The following is a 25,815-nucleotide window of genomic DNA, read 5'->3' as shown; positions in this document are numbered from 1 at the left end:
TCCGAAAGGGATAGTATGGGATTTGTAAATATTGAATCAGCCGCATAGAGGTTCAGATAGCCGCCGAACGCATGATTCACTGTTTATCATTATAAACTGCCAGGTTCCGCTTGCAAAGTTAAAGCTATTAATATTTAATGAAGACTTTTTTGTGAGTGTAAATTAACCGTTTTGAGAGAACAGCTTTGAATAATTATGTATATCGGAAGGGGTAGAAGCATGAGCAGTATTCCCAAAATTGTCATTGTGGGCGCCGGATATGGTGGTATATTGACGGTTCAGCAATTGCAAAAGGAGCTCAAGCACAATGAGGCGGATGTCACGCTGATCAACCGTCATGATTACCACTATATTACGACACATCTTCATATGCCTGCGGCAGGTACGGATACGATTGAGCATTCAAGGATTCCGATTGCGCAGCTAATTGATGAGTTCAAGGTGGATTTAGTCAAAGGAACGGTTAAGGAAATCATACCAAAGGAGAAAAAAATCGTGCTGGAGGATGGCTCGCTGTCCTACGATTATTTGGTTATCGGACTAGGCGGGGAGCCAGAAACATTCGGTATTCCGGGAATGGATAAGTTCGCGCTGACGATTCGCAGTATTAACTCCGTTCGCCTGATTCGTGAGCATATTGAATACCAGTTGGCTCTGTACAAAAATGACGGTAAACCTGGCCGGCTAAACTTTGTCGTAGGCGGCGCTGGTTTCAGTGGCATCGAGTTTGTTGCAGAGCTGGCGGATCGTTTGCCACAGCTGGCTAGAGCTTATGACATCGATTTTAACCGAATTCAAATCATTAACGTCGAGGCAGCTCCTACGGCACTGCCAGGGTTTGATCCTGAGCTGGTGGAGTATGCGATGGATGTCCTTAAGCGAAAGGGGGTCACCTTCCGCATTGGAATTCCGATTAAGGAATGCCTGCAAGATGGTGTAATCGTTGGTGAGGGTGAGAAAGTCGAAGCCTGCACGGTGGTCTGGACGGGAGGGATCCGTGGGAACGGATTAATTGAGAAAGCCGGATTTGAAGTGATGCGTGGTAGGGTAAAAATCGACGATTTTCTGCGTGCACCGGGCCATGATGACATTTTCATTATCGGAGACAGCTCCCTGATGTTTAATCCCGAAGGACGCCCCTACCCACCGACGGCTCAAATTGCGATGCAGCAAGGGGTGCTTTGTGCCAAGAATCTAGCCGCTACTCTTCGCAAAAAGGAGCTGCACAAGTTCGTGTTTTCCAACAAAGGGACGGTTGCTTCTCTTGGAAAAGGCGAAGCCGTCGCCGTGGTGGGCAAGCGCAAAATAAAAGGTTGGGTGGCCGCACAGTTGAAAAAAATTGTGGATCTCCGCTATCTGTTCATCATTGGCGGAATTCCACTGGTACTGAAAAAGGGACGGTTTTTCTAAGGCCTGAAGGTTTCCATGACTCCTAAAAAGGAGCTTGGAGACCTTTTTTATTTCAATGAACAAAAAAAGATATTGACTCATAACTATTCGACGACGTATAGTATGATTACTAATTACAGAGGGGGAGCTTCACGTTGAATTCTGATTTTAACATCAATGCTGATCCCAGGAGAATAAATTTATTGACTGAAAAGTTTCCAAATGTGGATTCCCGATCGTTGAATACGTTAGTACTTTTCGTGCAGACAGCTCACGAGGTGTACAATGGGGTGTCTTCCAGACTGTCTGAGTATGGGTTATCTATTGGAAATCTTAAAATTCTAATGCCTTTGTATTTGTATGACCGTTCGTTAACTCCCTCCGAGTTGGCTGAGTATTCCGGAGTTACACGTTCAACAGTAACCAGCGTAATTGACAAACTGGAACGGGACGGGGTCATCCGCAGAAGTACGCTGACGGATCGACGTATGACCGCGATCTCCTTGACTGATGAAGGAAAACAGTTAATGACGGAAAAAATTCCGATGTTCATCCAGCTTTTTTCGGATTTAATGAATGAATTTACGCAGGAAGATCATGTTCTATTTGCTACGTTATTAAATAAGCTTTCCTCAGGAATTGAACGGATAAAACGGGAATAATTAAATTTCCTGGCTTAAATAGTTAGACGTCGTACTATCAGGTTCCTTATTTGTTTTTGACTATTATTTATTAACGGTTATTGGCTAAATCATCATGAAGGAGAGTTTGTTGTAATGAACAAAAAGATCATCGTGTACGTTTTACTTGTTGTCGCGTTAGGTACCGGGGGTACGCTAATGGCAATGAGCGGCAAGGATGCTGTGAGTATGGCAGCCCAACAAAAAAATACACTGCTTACGGCAGATACCGTGAATGTTGCTTTTCAGGGCGTAGGGGGAAGAGTAAACACGATTGAGGTGAAGGAAGAACAACAGGTGAAAAAAGGGGATGTGCTCATGACCCTCGATCCTGTAGACCTTGATTTGCAAATTGAGAAATTAAAAACGGATATCGCACAGGCCGATGTGAAAATAAAACAGGCTAAAGACGGGTTGCAAAATCAGTCGGAGAAAATTTCGAATTCAGAAAAACAGGGGCAATTGGACATTCAAGCCGCGCAAGCGGGAGAGTCCTTATTAAACCAAGGCACACGTGCGGAGGATATTGTAAGACAAAAGCTGGCTATTGAAGCAGCACAGCAATCGTTGGACGCAGCTCTGACAGGAGTAGAGACAGCCAAAAGAAATGCGGAAATCGCACAAAAAACAGTATCATCCAGACAACAGGCTCTGGACTTGGCTAAAGTGAATTACAACCGTATCAAAGCGTTATATGATGCCGGAGCTGGAACCAAAGCAGAACTGGATAACGCTAAAAACCAACTGGATAATGCCCAAATCGCGTTAGATACAGCTAAGGATCAGGTTGAAATTGCCAATAACCAGATTACAGCGGCTAGCAAACAATCGGACATTGCTAAAAATGGGATCGCTCAGCAGCAAACCGCTTTGGATAAAATGGAGGCTGGTGCAACTGCTGAGGAACGCCAGCAGGCTCGTATCAAAACAGAAAAGGCCAAGGAAGCCTTGACTCAAACCTCGCAAACACGAAAAGATGTTAAGAATAGCGAATACAATGTGGATCTTCTGGCTCAACAAAAGCAGGCATTGAGTGTTCAACTCAAAACTTTGGAATTGCAGCGTGGACGTATGGTGCTGAAGGCATCCACAGATGGTAAGGTGTCGCGTATTGTACCTAAAATGGGAGAGATCGTTTCTACGGGGGCAACGGGCGCCGTTATTGAAACCAATCAGCTATACTACGATATTTATGTGGGCGAGGATTCCATATCACAGTTTAAAGCTGGGGGAAATGTGACTTCGCACGTTGTAGCTTTAGATAAAGATGTCCAAGGCAAGGTGAGGTACATTACTTCTGCCCCTCAGTATACCAACATGAGAATGAGTCGGGACAAAGGTCTATCGGATATAAGCTCCTTCCAAGTACGGGTGGATGTCCAGCGCACATCTGAATTATTGCCTGGAATGACGGTAGAGGTTGTGACGAAATGAAGGCGTTTATAGAAGAATGGAAGCTGATGATCAGCGGCAAGATGGTTTTTATCATGTTGCTCGTTCCTATCGTAGTAGCTGTAGCCTTTGGATTTGTTTTTAAAAATAATCAGCTTAACGATGCCTCTGTAGCCGTAGTCGATTTAGATCATAGCAGTTATAGCCGACAGCTTATTAATAAATTGGATGCATCGCAGTATATTGATGTACGCCATGTGCAAGAGAATGAAGCCGATCCGAATCTACTTTTATATAATGAAAAGTTTTTTGCGGTGATTTACCTTCCAGCTGGGTTGGAGGAAAATAGGATTAAAGGAGTTCAGAGCAACATCGGTTTTTATGTAGATAATACGGTAGGTCAGGCTACTGGAAATCTACGCTCGGCAGTCACAGAGATCATGGCGACGGAAAATGCGATGCTGGCTGGTGGTGGATTAAAGGGGATGGGAATGAGTGATAGCCAAGTTACAGGGCTTACTTCCAATATGCTGCTTCAGCAGCGCCTGTTATATAATCCTACCAATGCTACTTTGATGACCTCGGTTATGGGGTTCATTAATACGGTCATGATTTCACTGATTGGTGCTACTGTACTGACAATTGTCCCGCGATTGCGGGAGCAAGGAAGATTAAAAGAGGAGCTTCAGCATTCGTATGGTTTGATTCTTAGGGTGTTGCCGTATGCGTTAGTAGGATGTGTGTCCTTTTACCTGTCCATTGGTTTACTTAAGCAAATTGGCGGACTACGCTTTGAAGCGAATGTATGGCAGCTCAGTATTCCATTCCTCCTGTACACGATTACGTTGAGTTTGTTTGCGATGGCTTTAGGGTGGAATGCGGCGAATCCGGGAAAAGCTTCTCCACGCCTCTTGCTAATTATACTGCCTTCGTTTTTACTGAGTGGCGCTCAATTGCCAGTAGCTATGCTGCCTACATCGCTGCAATATATTAGTAATATTCTTCCATTGACCTGGCATTTCAAGTTTTTGAGAGGTATGGGCTTCAAAGGTGGGAGCTTAAAATATTTTATTCCCGAGTTGGGAGGTTTTTTGGTCTTACTAAGTGGTTTGCTGCTTATTATCTTTATCCTGATCGCTTTGGAGAAAAGAAAGCTGGCGAAAAGTGAGGATGCATCCGTAGGGGTCGAGCCAGTGCTGCAATAATCGGAGATATCATTCCTTGGTTATGACCTGTCAATCATAAAGAATACGAATTTAATCAGGCACCCGTGAGGGGCCTTTTCTCTTCTATTATAGCTTTAGGTCTTATAAAAAAAGGATTCCGTAGTCCCAAGAGGGGAGTTCGCGGAATCCTTAATTGTATGCTGCGAATGGTACTGACGGTTGTGCTTTACAGCTTCAACATGTCTTCAAATGTCTCTTCATTCAACACGCTGCCGACATAGAAGGAGCCGAATTCACCGTAACGGGCACTGACTTCATCAAAACGCATTTCGTAGATCAGCTTTTTAAACTGAAGTGCGTCATCGGAGAACAGGGTTACACCCCATTCCCAATCGTCAAAGCCGACGGAACCGGAAATGATTTGTTTTACTTTGCCAGCATAGCTGCGTCCAATTAAACCGTGGCTGCGCATCAAGGTGCGGCGCTCGTCCATCGAAAGCATGTACCAGTTATCGTTCAGGTCACGTTTTTTGTTCATTGGATAGAAGCAAATATAACGGGCCTTGTTTAATACGGGCTTCAAGCGTGCGACAATTTGTGGATTTTGCATAGGATCTTCATCTTTGCTCAAATAATTACTTAGTTCCACCACACTCACATAAGAGTAGGTTTTGGTTGTATATTTGGCGAAGGTTGTTTTGTTAAAGTCATTTTCCAGTTTATTAAGGTCTTCCAGCGTTTCGCGCAGGTGCATCATGACAAAATCAGCCTTTTGTCCGACTACAGTATAGACAGCTGAGCTGCCCAGACCCGCTTCCTCGGTAACGTTCCATTCCTTCATAAACTCTTGAAGCTCGTCCAGTGCTCCGGCGCGCTCTTCATCGTCTGCGGTCTTCCATGCTGTCCAGTTGATGGACCGAAAATCGTGAAGCGCATACCAGCCTTCCAGTGTGGAGGCTACTTCGTTAGGTGTTGCTGGGGTTTGTTGAGGTTGATGTTGACTCACGATCTACACTCCTTTACGATCTGTAAATGATGATCGGCTTAGCCGAAATATGTGTACTTCCTTATATCTTTCCTGTATCCAATACGTGATGCTTAACCATTATATTGTAGCTCAAAATAAAGCTTTTCACCAATGAAAGAAGTGTGAAGAATTTTATTTTTACCATGATGCAGGTCACAAAGTCATAAAATAGTTAGTATTCTCGAAAAAAGTAGAACTCAGACGAATACGGCTGCCAAAAAGGAGAACAATTGCCCTTATTTTGTTGGTCCCACCAGAAGGCAAGTATGATAGAATAGAAAAACATCTTGGAGACCGTTATGTCAGGAAAGGAAGAATGTTGGAATGCGGATGAAAAACCTGCTGCACTATACTGAGAACCACCGCTACTGCGTTTATCGGGAATTTGGCTTGAGCGCACTGGATGAATTGATGCTGGGAAGCGTCTATCAGCCGATGGTAGGCGCATTTGCGGTCAGTCTGTATCGACTGTTGTTTCAGCATGTGCCAGTCGGACAAATTGGTTATTCGCCGTTGGAACAGCAGCGTCGCCTTTTTCTGACACTGGGACTGGAGCCGAGTGAGAAGGGACGCAAGTATTTGATTGAACAGACCTCCAAACTAGAGGCCGTCGGTCTGCTACAGACGTCCAGGCTGTATGCACCCGAAACGGACGACTATATGTATGAATATGAGATGCAGCCGCCGCTCGCACCTGCTGAATTTTTCAGAACGCAGCATCTAACCCTTTTGTTGAGAGACAAAATCGGTAAGTTTGCAGTGCTTTCTCTGAGAGAATCATTGTGGAGCAGAGAATCTAGCGAATGGTCGCAATCTTCCTATAATAAAGAGAATATTTCGATTCCATTTTATGAGTTATTTGAACTGAATACCCATGTTATAGATTATGAATTGGAGCAGGCGCTGTCCGAGGTGTCTACTAGCCGTCAGACTGGACCACTTACGTCAGAATCGGAGGAAGCATTGAATTATGCAGATATTATTCTCCGTTTTCCGCGTGAATCTGCCAATCGTAAGCACGTGGAGCGTCTTCGGTTTGAGCACGAGCAGCTAGGCATGGTCAATTACGTTGTTCGCAAATTTGATCTTTCTGTACAGGATATTAGCCGGTTGCTGGATGAGGACGGAATTTTTACCGAAGCAGGCGATTTGTTGCTCGATGAGCTTCAGCTTCGGGCTAGCCAACACTCCAGACAGGATCGGAAGCGGCAGGAGGAGCAGCAGGTACAAGCCGCCAAGGTAGTTGCTTTGCGCCAAAGGGAAGCTTCCACATCTGAAGAGCCGCCTGCAGAACAGGCTGTGGAAATGGAATTTTATGTGGAGGTTCCACCACAATTCACAGCCAAGTGTGACATTCACCAATATAATATGATGTTGCGCAACGAGCCTTATCGCCGTTTGCTGCAAACCTTTTTCCCCGGCACGGTTCCCGGTAACCTGCTGGATATATTCGAGAAAATTGATATCAGCTATAAGCTGCCCGGTGAAGTCATCAACGTGCTGATCCATTATTTGATGTCACTGCTCGTATCGGGGAGCGATCAGCGGATTAACCGCAACTTTGTCGAGGCTGTTGCTTCCAACATGCTGCTTAAGCAGGTAAACACTTACGAAAAAGCCGTTCAATATATAAGGGATCAAGCTAAGGTAAAAGGAAAACAGTCCTCTGCTTCTCCTTCCGGCGGCCGATCCCGCGCGTATGCCAAAAATAACGGGCCAGCCAAGCCATCCATTCCAATCGTTCAAGATCAACCTTCCGAGGAGTCTGTATCTGAGGAAGAATTGGATGAACTGCTGCGTCTGGCCGAACGAATGCAATCCGGTAAACAGAAAAAGGTCTAGTGAATTTTAGGTTTTATAAAACTATTAAGTGAAGCCAATTCAATAATGTGTCGACTTTATGGCGGTCAGCAGCGGAGCGGGCAGAATTGTTCTGAAGAAGCGATAGCGTTTGCCTTTATCCCCGGATTTCAACTTTTTAAATTATTTTCAGAAATCCGGAGATAACAGCAATTGGAAGAACAATCTGCACGCGTAGCATCGTCTCCCTCCATAACTCTGCACTTTTTAAGAAAGGAGGAGCGTTCTTGGAATCACTGGGCGATTTGCTACAGCAGATGCAGAACCCTTCGTTTCGCCAGCGTACTCGCAATGTAGCCGATCAGGTTCTAAATGATCCGCTCGTGCAGGAGTTTTGTGCTGCGCATCCTGATGTGGACGAAACACAATTGCGACTCAACATGAGTATGCTCTTTCAGTATGCCCGGGATCGTCGAAATTGCGACAATTGTCCTGGGCTGGAACGGTGTCCTAACGATTTTCAGGGCCACTTTTGCAAGCTGGGCGTGGAATATCCGAATGGAACTGCTGAAATTGTAGACATTCGGACCCCATGTGCGAAGCAGATTGCTTCCCAACATGAGCAACGGGTGCGTGAGCGAATTAAAAGCTTTTATGTGGATGAACGCGCACTTCTGGAGGGATATAACGCCCTTGAAATTGCGCGCAAAGATCCACAACGTATGCCTGCCGTCACACAGCTATTCCGTTACATTGAAGAAACGAAAAGTCAGGGTCTATCCAAAAAAGGACTGTATCTGGAAGGTACGTTTGGTACGGGCAAAACTTTTTTGATGGGCTATTTATTGCACGAGTTGGCCCTGTCGGGTCTGAACGGTGTGATCGTGTATATGCCTGATTTTGTAGAGGACTTAAAGTCTATGATCCAGGATGGGCAGAAGCTGAAGGAAACGACCGAAATGCTCAAAAATTGTGATCTGCTCGTATTTGACGATATTGGTGCTGAAAATTTAAGCCCGTGGGTACGGGACCACGTGATGGGCTCTATTTTGAATTACCGAATGAACCGCAAACCTACTTTTTATACTTCCAATTATTCTTTGCAGGGGCTGGAGAAGCATCTCAGCTTTACGAGCAAGGATGGAGAGGAAATGTATAAAGGACAACGCTTGATGGACCGGATTCGTCCTTTTGTAGATGTCATTACCGTAAAGGGGAAAAATCAGCGGGGGTAAGCGTTTATCCGTCTGCTATTTCGATATCTTACAATTAAAAGACTATTGTGATATAATTAAAAGGTGTCGAAACAGACATTACAGGTTATAATAATCTTGACTTTTCTATAAAGGAGGAACATACAATGGCAATTGTTAACGTGTCCGATCAATCCTTCAACGCAGAAGTCGAAGGGACAGGAACCGTTTTGGTTGATTTTTGGGCGCCATGGTGCGGTCCTTGCAAAATGATCGCTCCTATTCTGGAGGATCTGTCCACAGAAGTTGGCGACAGCGTCAAAATCGCGAAGGTGAACGTGGATGAAAATCCAGAGTCTGCTTCCCGTTTCGGCGTGATGAGTATTCCTACCCTGATCGTTTTCAAAGACGGACAGCCTGTTGATAAAGTGGTAGGTCTGAACTCCAAAGAAGCGCTGAAAAGCATGCTTACTAAACACCAATAATCATCGCATGTGACCCATGCTCCCGCGGGGGCTTGGTGGAGCGGCCATGAAAGGTCAATGCCTCCGGTTGTAAATACCGGGGGCGTTTTTGTGTATTATTCCTATATATTATAAGTAGTTAGTTGAGTAGTCATTAAGAATGGAAGGAGGAACCGGGCAAATGAAACCTTATGCGGAGGACTTGCAGAATCAGGAGAAGGCGCTGGAGAACATACGGCACAAATTAGCGTTACTGCCGGATGCATCAGGCTGTTATTTGATGAAGAATAGCGAAGGCACCATTATTTATGTCGGCAAGGCCAAAGTGTTGAAAAACCGGGTCCGTTCCTATTTTACAGGTAGCCATAACGGCAAGACGCAGCGACTGGTTTCCGATATCCGTGATTTTGAATATATCGTTACAGGCAGTAATATGGAGGCACTCATTTTGGAGTGCAACCTCATTAAAAAGTACCAGCCGCGCTATAACGTGCTATTGAAGGATGATAAAACCTTTCCGTATTTGAAAATTACGAACGAGGCACACCCCAAGCTGGAGGTGACCCGTCGCGTTCTGAAAGATAAAGCAAAATATTTTGGTCCGTACCCCAATTCCTACGCGGCACATCAGACGAAGAAGCTGCTGGACCGTATGTATCCGTTACGCAAGTGTGGTGTGATGCCCAAGGAAGTGTGTCTGTATTATCACATGCATCAATGTTTGGGGCCTTGTGTGAAAGAGGTCGAGAAGGAAACGTATGACCAGATTGGTCAGGAAATTGGTTCCTTTTTGAGCGGGGGACATGAGGAAATTAAAAAGGATCTTCAGCGTAAAATGCAGGAGGCCGCAGAGGAATTGTACTTTGAGCGGGCCAAGGAGTTGCGAGATCAGATTATAAGTATCGACGCGATGATGGAAAAGCAGAAAATCACCACATCGGATGCGAAAGATCGAGATGTATTTGGATTCTCTGTAGATAAGGGCTGGATGTGTGTACAGATTCTATATGTCCGCAAAGGTAAAATGATCGAACGCCATATGTCGACTTTTCCTTTCTACGGTGAGGCTTACAGTGATTTTATGTCCTATGTGACGCAATATTATAGTGACAACCCGGCAGTGCCGCAGGAAATATTGCTGCCGGATTCTCCTAAGCTGATGCAGGCGGAACAGGTCAATGTCGATCAACCGGTTGCGGCAGAAACTGCACTCCACAGTGCACCTACAGCCGATGTTACCGGACAGACAGATGAGAAGGCGATACAAACGGAGACAGAGCATTCTGCTGACTCACTGCTGGTGGCTGAAGAACAAGCAACTTATGCAGCAGCAACGAATCAAGATCAAGCTGGTGGCCAAGATGCCGAGATAAAGGAAACAGAAACTCAACTATCCGGTGGACTGGAGGACCCGAGTACGGCGGCTCTCGCTCTGGCTGAATGGTTGGATGTAAAGGTACTTGTACCGCAGCGTGGACTGAAAAAGCAAATGACAGGCATGGCGACGGAAAATGCACGTGTTGCTTTGGATGAAAAGTTTAAGCTGATCGAGCGGGACGAGGAACGGACATCCAAAGCTGCAAGCAATCTCGGACGTGCCATTGGGCTGGATAGCTTGCACAGGGTGGAGGCGTTTGATAACTCCAATATTCAGGGTTCCGATCCAGTCTCCGCCATGATCGTGTTTATTGATGGCAAGCCTGCCAAGAAGGAGTATCGAAAATATAAGATCCGTTCTGTGCAGGGACCAGATGATTATGAAACGATGCGTGAGGTTATCCGGCGTCGATATGAACGTGTGCTTAAGGAAAATTTGGAACGTCCCGACTTGATCGTTGTCGATGGTGGACGTGGACAAATTAAGGCGGCGACCGATGTATTGCAAAATGAACTGGGTTTGTTCATTCCTGTGTGTGGTCTGGTGAAGGATGCCAAACATAGAACTTCCCAACTGCTAGTGGGAGAGTCCTCTGAGGCCGTGACACTTGCACGCAATAGCGAAGAATTTTATCTGTTGCAACGGATTCAGGACGAGGTTCACCGTTTTGCCATTACGTTCCACCGCGAGCAACGCGGCAAATCTATGGTAACTTCCCGGCTGGACTCTATTCCAGGCATTGGCGAGAAACGGCGTAAGTTACTGCTTAAGCATTTTGGATCACTCAAAAAAATAAGAGAGGCCAGTGTCGAAGACTTCCGGCCTCTCTCTATTGGGGATAAGCTTGCTCGTCAGATTATAGCTGCCCTTCGGGAGGAGGAGTCGTAGAATACGGCTCCTCTTTTTTTACAGTTTCAAACATAATTCGATTTGGCTTTTTAGGACTAAACCAATAAATGATATAACCCACAATGGCTGGAAGTAAGATCCAGAATAGACCAGCGCTCACATTCACAGTATCTCCCAGACTCATCACACTAAGTCCCATTAGAATGCTGTCAAAAATAACGTGGCTGAACATGGCGGCAATAAAGCCGTAACGCAGGAACACAAAACTGAACAGCAAACCAAGAAAAGTCAGCTCAATAGGTCTGGAAATCACCGGATAGATCGGATAAAGTGTATGTCCCAGTGCCCAAATCAGCGTGGTAATCAGACAAGCCACAAAGGTATTTTTCACTATTTTTTTGACCATCGGAATACCAAACAGACGGTAGACAGTCTCTTCTCCAATACCTGCCATCCAGGCCATAATCGGCAGTAGCCATGGATAAGCCATATTGTAAGGGGATTGCGTGGCATCTGTTGTGGAGAATGTATTAAATGTACGCTCCAGTATAAAGAATAAGATGGATTGTACCCCGAGTAAAATAAAGGCCCACAAGTAGCCAACATACATACTGCGAAGCACATACAGCCCGTAGCCCGGCTCTTTCGCACGTGGCCATGCATTCAGTCCAACCTGACGCATAAGCCCGTCACCGCCGACCAAGGAGAAGTAGAGCGCTACAGCCATGAAGAAGGTAACACCAATCTGGAAAACCATAAGAAATATAAGCATGCCCTTACCGCCTGCTTCTGCTTGCAATAAAGGCAGCATGTTCATTGTCCCAGCTATACTAGCAATAAAGTATACAACGGACAGAACAATGCCACGTACAAATGAAGTATGTCGTCGGGTGAGTGACGCATACACAATGGCAAGTACACCCAGCACAAAGCTAAATAGGGCATAACCCGCATAGGTCATCCAATTCGCCCAAAATGTTTGCTTTTCGATATAATCGGTATAGGATGACGGGGCCGAAAAGCTTTGAGTGAAGGAGCGGACATCACCGTCTTCAAAAGTAAAAGCCAGTGTAAGTACCGAGGCGCCGATTTTTTTATCGTCTACGGTATACTTTAATCCGCCTTCTTTTTCAGTGGTCGCGAGCTTCAAGTCCGACGGCTTAAAGCCAAAGCGCTTCACCCATACAGCGGCCGCCTGCTCCTTGGCTTCAAGCGTCATGCCGTCCTCAGCCACACGTACAAGCCTGTTACGTGCTTGTTCATCCGTAGAAATATCAGCCTGCGTGTAATTGGTGCTGGAGGTGATCCGTTTAAAACTAACGACCTTTCCAGTGGATAAATCTACATGAATTTGCAGCTTGCTCTTCGCTGAGGATTCAGGCAGATCGACCCGAAAGGTTTCGTAAGGGTAATTTTTCTTCCATGTACGGTCGTACTGTTGAAGCAGTTTTTCTCTAGATAAATAACCGTACAAATCTGTTTCGGCCTGATAGGTCACGACAGGCTCCTCTGGCTGTGATTCAGTATAGCCCAGCTCGGAGCGAGCGAAGTCCAATGCGTGTATGACCGCTTCTTGTTTGCTGATGACCTTTGCGTTCATTACTGATTCTGGACTTGGATTGCTAAGCGAGGGAATAAGCAATTGAAAGATAAAAAAGCAAATCAGGCCAATCCCGCCCAGCAAGCCTAATTTTTTGAAGTTGGCCGTGAGCACGACCGGTTTCCCGATAGGATTCATGAGTTTCCTCCTTAATCTGTAAATAAGAACATCCATTAAAGATATCATACTGCACAGGTTCCCGCCAACAGACCAGCGATATTCATGAAAATAGAGCGAAAGCACTTTAAAGTTCCAATAAAATAAGAGAAGCTGCGATTAAACGATGCCCATTCGCAAAATAAAGCCAATTTCACGTTTTTTCGGCGAAATCGGTTTTGTGATCTGGATATAGAAGGATTATAATCTTGAGGCAATGCCTATAAAATACATAGGTAATGATATACAGTTGAGCCGAATTTCTATGGGAAAACGGGGGAACCATGTTACTGGGGTGAATTTTACAGCCGATCACTGGTGGATCGGAAGTGTAAATAGGGCATACTGTGCTGCCCGAATCCGTCAGCTAACCTCGTAGGCTGTGAGCAGGAACCAAGTCAGGCACTCGGTTTTCCGGTGTCTTTTTTTGTGTGTATAAAAGTGTTTGGATTGGTTAGACCGCTGCGGGTGCAGATTATTCTTCCGATTGCTGTTATCCCCGAATTTTTTGATTGTATAAACCCTTTAATGGTTAAAATCCGGAGATAAAGGCAAACGCTTCGCTTCTTCAGAACAATCTGTCCCCTTCGCTGCAGTCCGCCAATAGCACAGGGGGCCGAGTAGTGTTTGACATGCATTCTTCCTGTATTCAGGGAATGCTAATTATAGTTACCTAAGGTTTGGAAAAATCAAAAAATTCAGGGGCAACGACGATCGAAAGATCAAATGGAACGCGTAGCGAGCTTACACCGTATTAAATCACTGATTTATAGTTTTAAGGATTAGGAGAGAAGTGATGAATAGATGAATCCCAATGCAAGCTGGCTCCGGCTTTCTCCACCGCAGATATTCGTTGCGGGCTTTGCCATTATCATTCTAATAGGTAGTTTATTGTTAATGCTGCCGATCTCCAATACAACAGGAAAGCCACTTGCGTTTGTAGACGCTTTGTTTACTGCCGCTTCCGCGACCTGTGTTACAGGGCTTGTCGTAAAGGATACGGGGACCTTTTTTACAGCCTTTGGTCAAGTTGTTATTGTGGCGCTCATTCAGATCGGCGGCCTGGGCTTTATGACCATGGCTACCTTAATCGCGCTGGTGTTCAAACGTCGGATTTCCTTACGGGAACGCCTCATTTTGCAGGAAGCGATGAATCAGACCTCTGTCGAAGGAATTGTCGGATTGATCCGTAAGGTGCTGTTGTACTCGCTGGTCATTGAGGGCATATGTGCTGTAATATTAGCGATCCGCTGGTCGTTTGATATGCCTGTAGGCAGGGCGATTTATTTTGGGATTTGGCATGCCATCTCCATGTTTAACAATGCTGGTTTTGACTTATTCGGGCACTTTCGCAGCCTGACAGGTTATGTATATGATCCGATTGTTAATTTTACAGCCATGTTTTTGATTATTTCAGGCGGCATTGGTTTTGTAGTGATGTCGGACTTGGCAGATTATCGCAAGCGTAAGAGACTGTCCTTGCATACTAAGGTCGTACTCAGCATGACGGGCGCTCTGATTGTAGTCGGCACGCTCGTGATTTTTGTATTTGAGTTTACGAATCCAAAGACTCTTGGCTCGCTTGATTGGGGTGGTAAGCTGCTGGGATCTTTATTCCAGTCCGTTACTTCCCGTACCGCAGGTGCCAACACACTGGACATTGCAGGCTTGCGGCAGGCTACGCAGTTTTTTATCATCATACTTATGTTTATCGGGGCTTCTCCTGGCTCCACTGGAGGCGGGATTAAGACCACAACATTCGCGCTGCTCATTGGAGCAGTGATTTCGATGCTGCGGGGACGTGAAGATATTGTGCTGTTCAGGTACCGACTTGCGCAGGGACGAATTTACAAGGCCTTGACCATTACACTGCTGGGGCTGCTGTTCGTGATTGGGGTGACCATGATTTTGTCAGCAACCGAAGATCATCATTTTCTGATGATCTTGTTCGAGACGGTGTCTGCGTTTGGTACGGTGGGGCTGTCGATGGGGCTTACACCTGATTTGACAGTCATAGGCAAGCTGGTGATTACCCTGACGATGTTTGCAGGTAGACTGGGGCCACTCACGCTAGCTTATGCACTGGGGCCGAAAAAGGGTAAAGAATTATATCGTCATCCGGAAGGCAAAATGATTATAGGATAAGGGAGTTTTCGAGTAGATATGAAAACGCAGCAGTTTGTAGTTATTGGCTTGGGGCGGTTTGGCTCCAGCCTGGCTTTGCAATTGGTGGATATGGGGTGCGAGGTGCTAGGCATTGACCGGAATGAGGATGTTGTGGACAGTATGAGTGAGATGTTGACACATACTGTCGTGGCGGACGCTACCGATGAAGACTCGTTGCGATCACTGGGCATCCGTAATTTCGATTGCGGCATTGTTGCCATTGGGGATGACATTCAGGTAAGCATCCTGACCGCCATTTTGCTGAAGGAGCTGGGTGTGAAAAAGGTCGTAGCCAAAGCCATATCTGTGCTGCACGGGCGTGCGTTAGAAAAGCTCGGTGTGGACCGGATTATTTATCCAGAACGGGACATGGGTATCCGGGTGGCTCACCAGCTAGTCACGCCTAATTTGCTCGATTATTTGGAGTTGTCTAAGGAATACAGTATTGTGGAACTCAATGTACCTGCATGTCTGAACGGCAAAACGCTTGCAGAGCTAAATGCTCGCACCCGCTTTGGCTGTAGTGTCGTGGCGCTTCATACGGCGAACGGTATCCTGATCGCACCGACGGCTATGGATCGGCTAAAAGCAGACGATATTATGGTCATCATCGGCTCAAATGACAATATCGTCCGCTTTGAGGATGAGGTTGTTAATGTCAATGAAGAGGGCTAAACTCTCTACACCATACGATAGCCTGCAAACGACGCACGTGTCTCGCTAATCCAGCGTCGTGCGGTGGGCCCGAGATCGGTCGTCTCCGAGTAAATGAGGGAGGTCGTTCGGCGTGTCTCCTTCAAATCGGGCAAGTACAATGCAGTGAGTCCATTATCCCGCAGCAGTTCGCTGCGCAAATAGGATTTGGGTAGCAAGGCAGAAGCTTTACAGGTTGGAAGCAGGCGTACAATCGCCTCAAAGGAGTCGATTTCCATACGGATATCCGGCATGATGCCGCTGCGCTGGAACAAGTCATCCGTCAGACTGCGGTACCAGGTTCCTTTGGAGAAAATAATCATCGGCAATCCTTGCAGATCTTTCATCGAGGCCGTTCCTGTCTTAACGGTTAATTCATGTCCAATGGGAACAACGAGCTCCAAATGATCATCAAATAGCGGAATGCAACGCAGTCCGACTTCATGAATGGCAGACCCGACAATACCGGCGTCTGCTTTTTTGTCACGTACAAAGGCGACGATTTCATGGGTTTTACCGGTGAGCAGCTTCAGCTCGGTTTGAGGATGCTTGCTCATAAAAGCTTCGACGAGGGTAGGCAGCGTCGTTTGGAGTGTCGTGAGACTTGCGCCGAGTGTAAGCATACTCTGGGCTTCATTTTTGTGCTGGGAGAGCTTTTGTAAGAAGCGAAGCTGTCGTTGCCGTTGCTCTAGTGCGAATGTATAAACAAATCGGCCAGTGGACGTAATTTCGAGCCGTTTGCCCCGACGATCAAAGAGATTCACACCCAGCTCTTCCTCCAGCTTGGCAATTTTGCGAGACAGGGCAGGTTGGGACAGATTCAGCAGTTTGGAGGCTTTATTCAGACTGGACTGCTCGACAATGACGGCAAAAGCGTTCAAATCCTCAAACAAATCATCCACTTCCTCTCTATATGCAAAAAAGACATAATAATTAATACGTATATTGCAATTCCATTATAAGCGGAAAAGGAGTAACATGAAAGCGACACAAGATGTTCACACTTTTGTTTTTCCTTATAAGGGACACCTTGTTGGGCATTTCCTATCGGGAACTGTCATTTTATATGTTATATTACTATTGAAAACGCTATTATTGGGAGAAGGGAGCATGACCTAGATGAAAGGATTTTATTCCAGAAAGCTGCATTCGCTTCTTGGCGTCATTCCGTTGGCTCTATTTTTTGTTGAGCATTTGGTGACGAACTTCACAGCGGTGGAGGGCGGCAAGGAAGGATTTAATCGCAGCGTGGCCTTCCTGAATGGTTTGCCGCTGGTTATTGTGCTAGAAACGTTATTCATCTACTTGCCATTACTGTTCCACGGAATTTATGGCTTGTATATCGCTTATCAAGCTGATCCGAATGTCAAAAGGTTCGGCTATTCACGTAACTGGCGCTTTCTGTTCCAGCGTATTTCCGGCGTCATTACGTTTGTATTTATTATCTGGCACGTATACGATACACGCTTTCAGGTGGCTCTGGGTAATGTAACCCATGAGGAGCTAGGCGGCGTCATGCATGGCATCGTGACGAACCCGGTTTATTTCATTTTGTATCTAATTAGTGTCGTTTCGGCATCCTTTCACTTTGCTAACGGGCTGTGGGCATTTATGGTCAGTTGGGGGATTACTGTGGGACCACGTGCGCAAAAAGTATCTTCTTATATCTGTATGACCCTGTTCGTGGTGGTGTCTATCGGCTTCATCGCTTCCCTGCTTGCATTCCGCAGCGCGGAATTTCAGGAAATAGCAACTGCCTTGGTGCAATGCAGCGGTTTTAAACAACTACTGTAAATGAGTCATATCCATTATATATCGTATTGAGATTCTATTATTAAACGTAAAAGGGGATTTGGTTAAAAATCCTGAAAAAAAGGAGTGAGCAGAAATGGCAGCATCCAACATTATTGTCGTGGGCGGCGGTCTGGCAGGTCTAATGGCTACGATCAAGGCGGCAGAGGCGGGAGTTCACGTTCATTTATTTTCTTTGGTTCCGGTCAAAAGGTCCCACTCCGTTTGTGCTCAAGGTGGCATCAATGGTGCGGTAAATACCAAGGGTGAGGGAGACTCACCCTGGATTCACTTTGATGATTCAGTCTATGGCGGGGACTTTCTGGCCAACCAGCCGCCGGTAAAAGCGATGTGCGAAGCGGCTCCAGGGATTATTCATCTCATGGACCGCATGGGCGTCATGTTTAACCGGACACCGGAAGGACTGCTGGATTTCCGCCGCTTCGGCGGTACCCAGCATCATCGGACCGCCTTTGCTGGTGCTACGACAGGACAGCAGCTTCTGTACGCTCTCGATGAGCAGGTACGGCGCTGGGAATCTGCGGGTTTGGTGACCAAGTATGAAAACTGGGAGTTTTTACAGGCGGTACTGGATGATGAAGGCATCTGTCGAGGGATTTGCGGGCAGGATTTGCGTACGATGGAAGTGAAGACTTTTGCGGCGGATGCAGTTATTTTGGCATCTGGTGGCCCCGGGATTATTTTCGGTAAAACCACGAATTCCGTCATTAATACGGGCACGGCTGCCGGTGCGGTGTATCAGCAAGGCGTACGCTATGCGAATGGTGAGTTTATCCAGATCCATCCGACGGCTATACCCGGTGATGACAAGCTGCGTCTCATGTCCGAGTCAGCACGGGGAGAGGGCGGTCGTATTTGGACGTATAAGGATGGTAAGCCATGGTATTTCCTCGAAGAAAAGTATCCGGCTTACGGAAATCTGGTCCCTCGCGATATTGCGACACGTGAAATATTCAGTGTATGCGTTGATGATGGACTGGGTATTAATGGCGAGAACATGGTCTACCTCGATCTGTCCCACAAGGACCCGAAAGAGCTGGATGTAAAGCTGGGCGGCATTATTGAAATTTATGAAAAATTCGTCGGTGACGATCCGCGCAAAATCCCGATGAAAATATTCCCGGCTGTTCATTATTCAATGGGTGGCATGTGGGTCGACTACAATCAGATGACGAATATACCGGGTCTGTTCGCGGCTGGTGAGTGTGAATTCCAATATCATGGAGCGAACCGTTTGGGTGCGAACTCGTTGCTGTCAGCCATTTATGGCGGGATGGTGGCTGGACCTAAGGCTGTGGAATATATCAAAGGCTTGAAAAAATCTGCCCAGGATATAGCTACCTCCGTATTTGATGCGGCAGTTAATCAGCAGACGGAGAAGTATGAGCGTATTTTGCATATGGACGGAAAAGAAAATGCCTATGTTCTTCATAAAGAGCTGGGCGAGTGGATGACGAACAACATGACTGTGGTTCGTTATAATGACAAGCTGGAAGCTACGATCCATAAGATCAAGGAGCTGAAGGAGCGTTACTCTAACATTAACATCAATGACGCTTCGCGCTGGAACAATGCGGGTGCAGCGTTTACACGGCAGCTGTGGAATATGATGGAGCTGGCTGAAGCGATGACTAAAGGTGCGCTACTGCGCAACGAAAGCCGTGGGGCCCATTACAAACCAGACTTTCCAGATCGCAACGATGAGGATTTCCTGAAAACGACGATTGCGGACTGGACACCGGAAGGACCACAAATCTCGTATGAAGCGGTGGATGTTTCGCTGATCAAGCCGCGTATTCGGGATTATTCCAAGAACAAATAATAGAAGGGAGTGTATTTAGATGTCGGAGCAAGCAGTGAAGTCGAATAAAACAGTGAAGTTCGTTGTGACCCGTCAAGCTGATCCTAAAGCCAGTCCCTATACGGAAGAATTCGAATTGGCTTATCGTCCGGGGATGAATGTGATTAGCGCGCTGATGGAAATTCAGCGTAATCCGGTGGACAGCCACGGGAAAGAGACGGCTCCGGTGTGCTGGGAGTCGAATTGCCTGGAGGAAGTATGCGGAGCATGCTCCATGGTGATTAACGGCAAGCCGCGTCAGGCCTGTGCAGCGCTCGTCGATAAGCTGGAGCAGCCGATTACGATCGCGCCGATGAACACGTTCCCGGTCGTTCGGGATTTGGTCATCGACCGCAGCCGGATGTTTAATGCGCTCAAGAAGGTCAAAGCGTGGATTCCGATTGACGGTACCTACGATCTGGGCCCTGGTCCTAGAATGGCAGAGAAGAAGCGTCAGTGGGCGTATGAGCTGTCCAAGTGCATGACCTGCGGTGTCTGTCTGGAAGCTTGCCCGAACGTCAATGAGAAGACGACGTTTATTGGACCTGCGGCGATATCTCAGGTTCGCCTGTTTAATAGCCATCCGACAGGGGAAATGAATCAGGAAGAGCGGCTGGAGGCATTGATGACGGACGATGGGCTGGAAGGGTGCGGGAACTCGCAAAACTGTGTACGCTCTTGCCCGAAAGGCATTCCGTTGACAACTTCTATTGCCGAAATGAACAAGGAAACGACCAAGCATATGTTCAAGCGCTGGCTGACTGTATAGCACCAGACAGCGAATAGGTTATGCCCAAACAGGCTTTTTCTCAAACTGGAGAAAGCCTGTTTTTTGCGCTCAGGAATGATGGAGGGTAACATGGAGGAAGGAGCGCGGGATAGCAGTTATGGTATAATTATGGTATTGTGTATCGTTTTTGGAGAAAAGGAGGCTGGGCAGGTGACTGTGCAACCGATAACGAATCGACCTGTCACTAGGTCGGATGTATTGAAGGGATTAAAGGATCTGGGAGTTCGGAGCGGCATGACATTGCTTGTTCACTCGTCGATGCGCAGCTTTGGACGCTTTGTTCCAGGCGGGGCCTCGGCCATTCTTGCCGCGCTAACCGAAGCAGTTGGCTCGGAAGGGACGCTGGTGATGCCGACACAGTCACATGACTTGACTGATCCCTCGACTTGGATGAACCCGCCTCTGGATGAGTCATGGTGGGAACTGGTACGCGAGGAAATACCCGCTTATGATCCGGCCTGGACGCTGACCGGAGGGATGGGTATCATTGTAGAAACGTTCCGTGGCCTGCCGGGAACCAAGCGCAGCGGGCATCCGCATGTTTCTCTGGCGGCGCGTGGACCCGCAGCTTCGGAATTACTGGCAGCTCATGAGCTCGACTTTGGACTGGGTGAGCATTCGCCCTTGGCGAAGCTGTACGAGGCAGATGCCTATGTACTGCTGTTGGGCTGCGGACATGACAGCAACACCTCCTTGCATTTGGCGGAATATCGAACAGCCTACAATGGACGTGAAGTGATCACCCATCAAGCTCCTATGAGGGTGGATGGAGCAAAAGCGTGGGTATCTTTTCAGGATTTTAATATTACCTCAGATGACTTTGAGAAGCTGGGACTTGATTTTGAACGGGACTGTCCCTCAGCTTTTACACGGGTGAACATTGGGGAGGCTTCATGTTTTTTCGCGAGGCAATGTGATTTGATAGACTATGCGGAGCAGTGGTTGTCCACCCATCGCTAAAGCTTCTGGACGGTAAGAATTCAAATAAGTGAGATCAAGGAATAGATCGCAAGGGGGAACGCATATGGAGAAGACGCCGCACACCCGCCGCGAGAGTCAGGATGGCCCACATCAGGGGGCCGCTATCCCTCCCGGTTCTTCGCGGCGTTCCATTTCAAATGAACCAGCCAATCCTTCGCGCCGCCATTTTCTGAAAAAAGCGGCTTTAGCCACAGCCGGAACCGCGCTTCTGGCTGGAGGATATGCTTCCTTATGGGAGCCTAATCATTTGGAAATTACACGCTTCAACTTGTCTATCCCTCGTCTTCCGTCTGCTTTTGACGGAATCAGGGTTGTACATTTCAGTGATGTGCACTTGGGCTTTCACATGGATGAGCAGGATCTACGCGAGCTTGCGGACCGTATAGCAGGTCTGAAGCCGGACTTGCTCTGTTTTACAGGCGATATTGTAGATGACTATGCAGTATCCATGAAGGCTGCTGTTCCAGTTATGGCTTCGATGCACGCCACACTTGGCAAATTTGCTATTCTGGGCAATCATGATTATAGAGGCTTACCCGCCGGAGTTCAGGAATTATATCCGAAAACCGGATTTACGTTGCTGAGAAACGAGCATGCGATTATAGAGCGCGCGGGGCAGCGTGTAGCCATGGTTGGTTTAGAGGATAACATTATGGGCAAGCCCAATCCGCAGCGTGCCATCCACGGGCTACCTGATGAGATGTGCAAGTTGCTGCTGATGCATGAGCCGGACTATGCAGATGTGGCGGCGCAAATGTCCTTTGATCTTCAACTGTCGGGGCATACGCATGGAGGACAGGTACGCTTGCCGGTCATTGGAGCGCCCATGCCGCCTCCGGGTGGACGCAAGTACATCCAGGGGTTATTTCATGTGGGGACGAAGAGAATGCCGCTGTATGTCAGCCGAGGCATTGGCATGACACATCTGCCGATTCGTGTGCTGTGCAGACCGGAGCTTAGCGTCATTACGCTAAAGTCCGGCCAATAGGCCATGATCTTTTTTTCATCTTTATCATATATGTTGGAACTACATAAAGATGGCTTGAATGTAGTGTAGAGATGTAGCCGTTTCGGACAAAGGAGTGAGGTTCAGATGGACCGTATTGCTGTCATTTCAGATATTCATGGCAATTGGCCTGCCTGTGAGGCGGTGCTGGAGGATATTGCTTCCCGAGGCATTAGCCGTGTGTTTTGTTTGGGGGATCTGATCGGCAAAGGGCCTAGCCCGTGCGAGGTTCTGGATGCTGTCCGTCAACGTTGTGAAGTGGTCGTGCGGGGGAATTGGGATGAGTTGGTTAGTATTACGGATGATCTCAATTTTAGCTGGCAAGCCGAACGCTTGGGGGCAGAACGAGTGCAGTATTTGGCACAGTTGCCGTTTCATTATGATTTCAGAATGAGCGGACGCCGTATCCGCCTGGTGCATGCCTCACCGCAAAGTGTGTATCACCGCGTGCAGCCATGGGATGAGCCGGAAAAAAGGCTTGCCATGTTCGATCCGTTAGCAGAAGAAAATGGAAAAGTTGCTTTTGCTCCGGATGTGGTGGGATATGGTGATGTGCACAATGCTTTTATCCAGCATTTTCAGGGAAAAACACTTTTTAATGTCGGTAGTGTCGGAAATCCGTTGGATGTTACGCAGGCTTCCTACTGCATTTTAGAGGGGGAGATGGGAGAGGAGCAGCCTACGTCCTTCTCTATTCATTTTGTACGTGTGCCTTATGATATAGAACTGGCGGTAAAACAAGCGGAGGAAGCTGCTGTGCCTTCTTTACCGTATTATATTCGAGAGCTGCGTACAGGAATTTACCGGGGGATTCAGGATCTGGATTAAGTATGGAAACATTCATTTCTAAAAGCCAATCCATCCGCAGGAGGGAATATTGTGCTGACCAGAGAAATGCTTCGTCTTGGGTTACCGGAGCTTTACACCCGTCGAGTCCAATTGCGCCAGCTAAGAACGGAGGATTATCCCGCGCTGGAACGGATCCTATCCGATCCATTGGTGATCCAATATGTGAATCGAATTCGCAAGCCAGTCCATGCACGAATGCGGCGTCTGGTTGCGCAAATTAAAATATCTGCTGATTCTCTGGATTCCCTGCATTTTGCGGTGGAATGGCATCAGAGAAATACAGGAGAAAGCAATCTGCCTGGTGAATCCAACGAGTCTACCTCCTCACCGTTGCTAGGTATCGTCTCTTTTCAGCAATGGAATGAAAGAACGGGTGAGGCGCAATTGGGCTATATTCTGGATCGTCCCTTTTGGGGACAGGGGCTGGCTACAGAAGTCGTGGGAGAAATGCTGAATTTTGGTTTCGGATCTTTGAAGCTCAAGCGGATCGAAAGTCGTTGCCAAGAGGATAATCAGGCTTCTACGCGTGTGCTTATTAAAAATAAGATGCGCCTGCTGCGTACCATTGGTGCTTATGATCCCTCAGGAGTGGTGCCGAGTGTATTGGTATTTTCGATGACCCAAGGGGATTATGCGTAGAAATGACAATGGAATATTTTGTTACAAAGATGAAATATAACTGCAAAACAACTCTAACACAGGACGGGTACAATACAGACATGACCCCCTTTTGAATAATATATGTTGCTGGGCCCGATGATTCGGGTCCTCTTTTTTTGTTATTCTATAGTAGGGCATTCTCTATCTCTGTGGTGGCGAGTGGTCTTCTTGCCTTGGCTGGGCTCCTTTGTATTTCATTTTGTTACAAAAATGAAACATAACTGCAAAGTTACTTTAACATAGAGTGGGTACAACATAAACATGACCCCCTTTGAATTATATATATACTGCTGGGACCCGAAGCTTCGGGTCCTCTTTTTTTTATGATTTATAGGAGCGGTTCAGGCTGGTTATCAGCTCTGGAAGCCATTCATTTAGGGAGAGAAATGAGTACCCCTCTGACTGGGCTTTGGACGTATCCATATACCACGATTGTGTAATGCCGAATGGAGACATGTGCTCGTCTGCTGTTTTTTCTTTCATCACAGCTTGTTTTCCTGTTGCCTGCTCAATGATCGAAATGATCTCTCTAATCCTCACTGTACCGTCGGAGCAAGCATTTACAGGACCTGTTAAATGAGTGTGACCGAGCCAAAGCAGAAAATCTGCGGCTTCATCGGAACGTATAAATGAGATTTGTGCTGCGGAATTAGGTACTCCGATTTCTGTTCCATCACGAACATGCTCGATATGAAAATGAAGTCTTTTCGTATAATCATCTGTTCCCAGTACAATCGGAAAACGAACAGCGACTACAGGGAATGTAGCTTGCTGCATAAAAACTGCTTCTGCCTGCCGTTTAGCCTCCTGATATGTAAAATCGTCCTTACCGCCCTTGCGAACCGGGTAAGCTAGAGGGTCAAAGATGCTCTCTGTCAGCACTTCCGGGCTCGAATCATAGACGGATAGACTGGAGGTGACAATATACCTCTTGGCTTTAGCATCAAAAATGCGGCAGGCTTCGCTGGCTTCATCTGGGGAAAAGCAAATATTATCATAAACAACGTCCCACACTTGCTCACCCACCGCCTCAGCGAGCGCTTGCTGGTCGGTACGGTCTGCACAGATCCGCTGAACGCGGTCACCAAACGAATCGCTTGTTTGGCCTCGTGTGAGGATGGTAACGGAGTTCTCCGAACTCTCCAGCAGACGTTCCACCAGTCTCTTGCCAAAAAAGCGCGTTCCACCCAATACAAGTATCTTTTTCATACTTACATCACTCCTTCTGGAATGGTTTTCATTTATATTAAGATAGACGGACTAAGGAATGTAAAAGATACAGGACACAATGAAAAAGAGGAGGATCATATGCCATACGTAGAAATTCAGGATTTAGAAATGTATTACGAAAAAATGGGTACAGCTGCGGAGGCAATGTGGCTTTATATTGTGCGGTGAAGCACCCTCGAATGTTCGCGACCGTTACGACCATAGGCTGTAGTGGAATCGCATGTCCTGAGGGGGCGGATGAATTTGAACCGGAGTGGCTCATCCAAAACGAACGTTATGAAATGATCCATCAAATGATGGAACGGCATGAGGAGGCACATCAGGGGAATTGGCAAGAATTTATGCGCCAGAGCGCACAGGATTGGCGCCAATATCCACAACTGACACGTGAGGAGTTAAGCAGCATTACGTGCCCTGCATTATTTATCGCCGGAGAACATGACGGTTTCGCCACAGAAGAGCAGCTTCTGGAATTATGCTCAAGGGTTCAAGACTCACGTTATCTAATTGCTCCAGGTTGTAGTCATCGACCGCACATGCTTAGAGAGAAGCCGATCTTAATTAATGATTCTATTCTTCAATTTTTGAACAAACATGCGATTCGTTGATCATAAATTTGTCTCCTGCAGTGTTCGCCTTTGCAATGGGATTCTACTCTTTAAAAGGGCCTATGCCATCCAGTGAATCCCGTTGC

Annotated in this window: 22 protein-coding genes and 1 riboswitch; of the genes, 18 read left to right on the top strand and 4 right to left on the bottom strand. The window is 46.9% G+C overall.

Annotated elements, in window-relative coordinates; all coding sequences use genetic code 11:
- Nucleotides 1-219 precede the first annotated feature (219 nt).
- The 4 genes from NSQ68_RS20695 to NSQ68_RS20680 all read left to right on the top strand — a co-directional run bounded on the left by NSQ68_RS20695 (nucleotide 220) and on the right by NSQ68_RS20680 (nucleotide 4,666).
- On the top strand, nucleotides 220-1,410 hold the full coding sequence (locus NSQ68_RS20695; protein ID WP_342427062.1) for an NAD(P)/FAD-dependent oxidoreductase: 1,191 nt from the start codon (nucleotides 220-222) through the stop codon (nucleotides 1,408-1,410).
- Between the two features lie 134 nt (nucleotides 1,411-1,544).
- Nucleotides 1,545-2,051: a MarR family transcriptional regulator gene (locus NSQ68_RS20690; RefSeq protein WP_307353275.1), complete on the top strand. Its 507-nt coding sequence runs from the start codon at nucleotides 1,545-1,547 to the stop codon at nucleotides 2,049-2,051.
- A gap of 114 nt (nucleotides 2,052-2,165) precedes the next feature.
- Nucleotides 2,166-3,503, top strand: coding sequence for a biotin/lipoyl-binding protein (locus tag NSQ68_RS20685; protein ID WP_342418824.1), 1,338 nt, complete (start codon nucleotides 2,166-2,168; stop codon nucleotides 3,501-3,503).
- Nucleotides 3,500-4,666, top strand: a complete 1,167-nt coding sequence (locus NSQ68_RS20680; RefSeq protein WP_342427061.1) for an ABC transporter permease — start codon at nucleotides 3,500-3,502, stop codon at nucleotides 4,664-4,666. The genes NSQ68_RS20685 and NSQ68_RS20680 overlap by 4 nt, the downstream gene beginning before the upstream one ends.
- Nucleotides 4,667-4,853: 187 nt before the next feature.
- Here NSQ68_RS20680 and hemQ read toward each other — a convergent pair whose 3' ends face one another.
- On the bottom strand, nucleotides 4,854-5,633 hold the full coding sequence (hemQ, locus tag NSQ68_RS20675; RefSeq protein ID WP_307353281.1) for a hydrogen peroxide-dependent heme synthase: 780 nt from the start codon (nucleotides 5,631-5,633) through the stop codon (nucleotides 4,854-4,856).
- 345 nt (nucleotides 5,634-5,978) lie between these two features.
- Between hemQ and NSQ68_RS20670 the strand changes: the two genes are divergently transcribed.
- The 4 genes from NSQ68_RS20670 (at nucleotide 5,979) to uvrC (ending at nucleotide 11,377) form a co-directional block, all read left to right on the top strand.
- Nucleotides 5,979-7,496 carry a helicase DnaB gene (locus tag NSQ68_RS20670; protein ID WP_342427060.1) on the top strand — a complete coding sequence of 506 codons (1,518 nt, stop codon included), beginning with the start codon at nucleotides 5,979-5,981 and terminating at the stop codon, nucleotides 7,494-7,496.
- 245 nt (nucleotides 7,497-7,741) lie between these two features.
- Nucleotides 7,742-8,689 (top strand): primosomal protein DnaI, encoded by a 948-nt coding sequence (gene dnaI / locus NSQ68_RS20665; RefSeq protein ID WP_307353284.1) that lies wholly within the window; start codon nucleotides 7,742-7,744, stop codon nucleotides 8,687-8,689.
- A 125-nt stretch (nucleotides 8,690-8,814) separates the two neighbouring features.
- The gene (gene trxA, locus NSQ68_RS20660; protein WP_010347861.1) at nucleotides 8,815-9,132 is read left to right on the top strand and encodes a thioredoxin; all 318 of its coding nucleotides are present in this window, start codon (nucleotides 8,815-8,817) and stop codon (nucleotides 9,130-9,132) included.
- Nucleotides 9,133-9,292: 160 nt separating this feature from the next.
- Entirely contained in the window at nucleotides 9,293-11,377 is a 2,085-nt protein-coding gene (gene uvrC, locus NSQ68_RS20655) for an excinuclease ABC subunit UvrC (protein WP_342427059.1), read from the top strand.
- Here uvrC and NSQ68_RS20650 read toward each other — a convergent pair.
- A complete protein-coding gene (locus NSQ68_RS20650) occupies nucleotides 11,346-13,076 on the bottom strand; it encodes a type II CAAX endopeptidase family protein (RefSeq protein ID WP_342427058.1) in 1,731 nt (576 codons plus the stop codon). The genes uvrC and NSQ68_RS20650 overlap by 32 nt on opposite strands.
- Before the next feature lie 261 nt (nucleotides 13,077-13,337).
- Nucleotides 13,338-13,491: riboswitch (cyclic di-AMP (ydaO/yuaA leader) on the top strand.
- Between the two features lie 407 nt (nucleotides 13,492-13,898).
- Here NSQ68_RS20650 and NSQ68_RS20645 point away from each other — a divergent pair.
- Both NSQ68_RS20645 and NSQ68_RS20640 read left to right on the top strand, forming a co-directional pair.
- Nucleotides 13,899-15,239 carry a TrkH family potassium uptake protein gene (locus NSQ68_RS20645; RefSeq protein WP_342427057.1) on the top strand — a complete coding sequence of 447 codons (1,341 nt, stop codon included), beginning with the start codon at nucleotides 13,899-13,901 and terminating at the stop codon, nucleotides 15,237-15,239.
- 18 nt (nucleotides 15,240-15,257) lie between these two features.
- The gene (locus tag NSQ68_RS20640; protein WP_342427056.1) at nucleotides 15,258-15,935 is read left to right on the top strand and encodes a TrkA family potassium uptake protein; all 678 of its coding nucleotides are present in this window, start codon (nucleotides 15,258-15,260) and stop codon (nucleotides 15,933-15,935) included.
- 5 nt (nucleotides 15,936-15,940) lie between these two features.
- Here the strand turns inward: NSQ68_RS20640 and NSQ68_RS20635 are convergent, their stop codons facing one another.
- A complete protein-coding gene (locus tag NSQ68_RS20635; protein WP_029518250.1) occupies nucleotides 15,941-16,846 on the bottom strand; it encodes a LysR family transcriptional regulator in 906 nt (301 codons plus the stop codon).
- Nucleotides 16,847-17,072: 226 nt separating this feature from the next.
- Here NSQ68_RS20635 and NSQ68_RS20630 point away from each other — a divergent pair, with 226 nt between their 5' ends.
- The 7 genes from NSQ68_RS20630 (at nucleotide 17,073) to NSQ68_RS20600 (ending at nucleotide 23,870) form a co-directional block, all read left to right on the top strand.
- Nucleotides 17,073-17,747, top strand: coding sequence for a succinate dehydrogenase cytochrome b558 subunit (locus NSQ68_RS20630; protein ID WP_342427055.1), 675 nt, complete (start codon nucleotides 17,073-17,075; stop codon nucleotides 17,745-17,747).
- A gap of 94 nt (nucleotides 17,748-17,841) precedes the next feature.
- The gene (gene sdhA / locus NSQ68_RS20625; protein ID WP_013311796.1) at nucleotides 17,842-19,587 is read left to right on the top strand and encodes a succinate dehydrogenase flavoprotein subunit; all 1,746 of its coding nucleotides are present in this window, start codon (nucleotides 17,842-17,844) and stop codon (nucleotides 19,585-19,587) included.
- A 19-nt stretch (nucleotides 19,588-19,606) separates the two neighbouring features.
- Nucleotides 19,607-20,374, top strand: coding sequence for a succinate dehydrogenase iron-sulfur subunit (gene sdhB, locus NSQ68_RS20620; protein WP_039272681.1), 768 nt, complete (start codon nucleotides 19,607-19,609; stop codon nucleotides 20,372-20,374).
- A 171-nt stretch (nucleotides 20,375-20,545) separates the two neighbouring features.
- A complete protein-coding gene (locus NSQ68_RS20615; protein WP_342429147.1) occupies nucleotides 20,546-21,355 on the top strand; it encodes an AAC(3) family N-acetyltransferase in 810 nt (269 codons plus the stop codon).
- A gap of 64 nt (nucleotides 21,356-21,419) precedes the next feature.
- The gene (locus NSQ68_RS20610; protein ID WP_342427054.1) at nucleotides 21,420-22,364 is read left to right on the top strand and encodes a metallophosphoesterase; all 945 of its coding nucleotides are present in this window, start codon (nucleotides 21,420-21,422) and stop codon (nucleotides 22,362-22,364) included.
- Between the two features lie 105 nt (nucleotides 22,365-22,469).
- Nucleotides 22,470-23,210 (top strand): metallophosphoesterase family protein, encoded by a 741-nt coding sequence (locus NSQ68_RS20605; RefSeq protein ID WP_025724028.1) that lies wholly within the window; start codon nucleotides 22,470-22,472, stop codon nucleotides 23,208-23,210.
- A 51-nt stretch (nucleotides 23,211-23,261) separates the two neighbouring features.
- The gene (locus NSQ68_RS20600; protein ID WP_342427053.1) at nucleotides 23,262-23,870 is read left to right on the top strand and encodes a GNAT family N-acetyltransferase; all 609 of its coding nucleotides are present in this window, start codon (nucleotides 23,262-23,264) and stop codon (nucleotides 23,868-23,870) included.
- Between the two features lie 342 nt (nucleotides 23,871-24,212).
- Here NSQ68_RS20600 and NSQ68_RS20595 read toward each other — a convergent pair whose 3' ends face one another.
- Entirely contained in the window at nucleotides 24,213-25,100 is an 888-nt protein-coding gene (locus tag NSQ68_RS20595; RefSeq protein ID WP_342427052.1) for an NAD-dependent epimerase/dehydratase family protein, read from the bottom strand.
- A 167-nt stretch (nucleotides 25,101-25,267) separates the two neighbouring features.
- Between NSQ68_RS20595 and NSQ68_RS20590 the strand changes: the two genes are divergently transcribed.
- Complete coding sequence (locus tag NSQ68_RS20590; RefSeq protein ID WP_342427051.1) at nucleotides 25,268-25,729, top strand: alpha/beta hydrolase; 462 nt, start codon at nucleotides 25,268-25,270, stop codon at nucleotides 25,727-25,729.
- The last annotated feature ends 86 nt before the right edge of the window (nucleotides 25,730-25,815 follow it).

The sequence above is a fragment of the Paenibacillus sp. FSL L8-0158 genome, assembly GCF_038592965.1.
GTDB lineage: Bacteria > Bacillota > Bacilli > Paenibacillales > Paenibacillaceae > Paenibacillus > Paenibacillus polymyxa_D.
The sequence above is the reverse complement of the archived record's forward strand: the minus strand, read 5'-3'. Positions and strand labels throughout refer to the sequence as shown.